The organism is Bacillus sp. P4_D3, from assembly GCF_056401855.1.
Window position 1 is genome coordinate 1 of record NZ_JBFUIN010000540.1, and the last position, 2,137, is coordinate 2,137.

The window sequence follows — 2,137 nt, forward strand, 5'->3', positions numbered from 1 at the left end:
ACTATAATCAGTATCGAACCAATTGGTATAATCATAATGCACCTTCAGCTTTCCATTGCTATCAAGAGATAGTGTAAAAGAGTACCACAGTTCTTGTTGATTATCATTAAAAACCTTCCTTAGTTTATTACTTAACTCAAATAAAGTTCTACCCTTCAGTTTATAGTACTCTTTATCAATGTCGTATTCATAAGCAATTTCTAAACTATACTTATAGTTCTGTTCATCCTGGGGTGTGTTATAGAAAAAGTAAGTTCCTCCACCTGTCTCAGATATTTGAGCATAAAAATAGAATTTTCCCCATTCTTCCGGAATCATTTCATTAACTGTCTCGGCTATTTCTCTATACAACTTATTCATTCCTTTTTCCATATTAATTAACCTCCTGTTCGATATTTTGTTCTGAAATTACTGTAACCCCTTTTAAAGCTTATTATTTTTCACTTCTTCAAACCACTCATCAGCAATATGATCGGCCGTTTTAATCTCGTCATGAGTATATATTAAATCATACTTGTATTCAGCTTTAAACCTTCCACTCTCAGTATCATAAATTAACTTCATCTCTGTTGGCATATCTCTTTCATATTCTTTACATAATTCTTCGATTTTTTCGATATCTTCACATAGTATTCGAAGTACCATAAACATTCTTTTTGGAGACACATCATATTTTCCGTCTCCATCTTCCAATGCATCATTCACTTTATGACACTCTACATACTTATTATTAATCAAATAAAAGAAGCTGCTTGAAATAACGTCTTCTTCACATGAAGCATACACATATACTTTATCGGCCCTGTCTTCAACATATTCCATACATATAGATATCATATCCGATTGCAATTCACTAAACTTTTCCTCAAATTCTTTCATACTACTTTTTCACTCCCTAGATTAAAAGTTAAATGGCAACGTCTTGATACCCCACTTCAGTTACTTTTTCATTTAATAGACGTATCCCAAGTCCATTCTCTGTATCCCATGTACAATCGAAAGTTATCCCAATATCTCGCTCCTCATTAATATCTCCATATGGGACTACAATTCCAACTAAAGTTATCCTCTTAAGTAATTGATCAATTGTTTCGATATGCGGATAATTTTCATTAAATTCAATATCATACCCTAATTGTTGACGCTCTTGCTTGTAATAGTCTAACATCGCTTGTAAAAAACCTTGCTGCAATTGTTCCCAATTTTGCAATAATGAATTATAAGCAATATATTGTTCTTCATCAAACTTACCGTCTTTTTCACCTTTAACTATCAATGCTATTTCAACTTCTTTTCCACAAAATTCAACGGTAATGTCCTTAACCCATCCATATGTATATTCAATCTCACCAAAAACCACATCATTTATGATCATGTTTAACTCTCCCTGTTTACTCTCTTGGATTAATATCGATTTCTCTAATCGTATGAAAGTTACCCTCTAATATTAACTGTTTTTTCCAGTTATTTCCATACTCAGTATCGTAGTACTAATTGCTAGTTTTTCAATTAGTTTTTTCGCCTTACCGTATGGAAATCTCTCTACTAATATATAAGGAAKATTTTTTGAACCCTTTAGCAAATCTACTGCAGGAATCTCAAGCCCTAATACATTCTTTATTCTTATTAAATCTTTCAAACCTTCACTAGGAGTTTTCACTAACACTATATTACAAATATCAGATGACTTATTTATTGTTTTCTGTTCTATTTCACTTAAACAACCACTATTCACCCATTTTTTAAAATCAGCGGTAATTACAGTAGCATGGCTTGGATTCATATCCCCAGAACCAATTACTAACACCCCTTTTTCCTCTGCATGCTGAGCCATTAAAAATACATTACCGCCACCGTCATCACCAATTGAGACATACCCCATCGCATACTCATTTACTTCCCAAACCTCGTTCCTTTCTGCAATATGCTCCGTACCATAAATAAGTAACCCACCACCGATTGAAAAGCCATTTRCACATCTCAATAAACCCTTATATACATTTGGTAATGTAACATTCATGCGATTTTCTACTGCTTGAATTTCAATATCACTCGCTGCTGAATTTTCTATCAAATCTGGAATATTAAATAGATTAATCATTTAATAATCCCTCCTAAACTATCAATATATTTAAAC

Annotated in this window: 4 protein-coding genes; all 4 read right to left on the reverse strand. The window is 32.6% G+C overall.

Translation table 11 applies throughout. The annotated features are described in order from the left end of the window. Positions 1-372 (reverse strand): immunity protein YezG family protein (locus AC1DTM_RS23790; protein ID WP_477001040.1); only part of this gene is annotated, 372 nt, incomplete at its 3' end. Positions 373-423: 51 nt separating this feature from the next. After that, complete coding sequence (locus tag AC1DTM_RS23795) at positions 424-879, reverse strand: immunity protein YezG family protein (RefSeq protein WP_002066154.1); 456 nt, start codon at positions 877-879, stop codon at positions 424-426. Between the two features lie 28 nt (positions 880-907). Further along, positions 908-1,375, reverse strand: a complete 468-nt coding sequence (locus AC1DTM_RS23800) for a DUF2004 domain-containing protein (protein WP_088099271.1) — start codon at positions 1,373-1,375, stop codon at positions 908-910. A 72-nt stretch (positions 1,376-1,447) separates the two neighbouring features. Beyond that, positions 1,448-2,101: an SMI1/KNR4 family protein gene (locus tag AC1DTM_RS23805; RefSeq protein WP_477001041.1), complete on the reverse strand. Its 654-nt coding sequence runs from the start codon at positions 2,099-2,101 to the stop codon at positions 1,448-1,450. Positions 2,102-2,137: the final 36 nt, after the last annotated feature.